Annotated in this window: 1 protein-coding gene; it reads left to right on the top strand. The window is 72.9% G+C overall.

Annotation, left to right across the window (positions count from 1 at the left end; translation table 11 throughout):
• A partial coding sequence (locus CQZ88_RS13510; RefSeq protein WP_180987015.1) for a CoA ester lyase occupies nt 1-531 on the top strand: 531 nt, incomplete at both ends.

Genomic DNA, 531 nt, shown 5'->3' with positions numbered 1-531 from the left:
GGCCAAGTGCGAGTCGGCGCAGCAGGTGACGTCGCTGGCGCCGCGGGAGGTGATCGCGCTGATCGAGTCCCCGCTGGGGGCGTTGAAGGTCGACGAGATCGCCCTGGCGGCGGGCACGGTCGGTCTGATGTGGGGTGCGGAGGATCTCGTGGTCGGCCTGGGTGGGCAGTCGTCCCGCCGGGGCGACGGGACGTATCGGGACGTGGCGCGGCACGTGCGGTCGCAGGCGTTGCTGGCGGCGAAGGCGTACGGGCGGTTCGCCCTGGACTCGGTGTATCTGAACATCAGGGACCACGACGGGTTGCGGGCGGAGGCGCTGGACGCGGTGGCGGTCGGGTTCGATGCGAAGGTGGCGATCCACCCCGGTCAGGTGGCGGTGATCCGGTCCGCATACGCGCCGAGCGCGGAGGATGTGGCGTGGGCGCGGCGGGGGCTGGCGGCGGTGCCGGAGGAGCGGGGGGTGTTCCAGTTCGAGGGCCGGATGGTCGACGCGCCGGTGCTGCGGCACGCGGAGCAGATCCTGCACCGCTC

The organism is Rhodococcus sp. ENV425 (assembly GCF_002887785.1).
GTDB classification, from domain to species: Bacteria; Actinomycetota; Actinomycetes; order Mycobacteriales; family Mycobacteriaceae; genus Rhodococcus; species Rhodococcus aetherivorans.
Note: the sequence above shows the minus strand (reverse complement) of the source record. Positions and strands in the feature narration are given on the sequence as shown.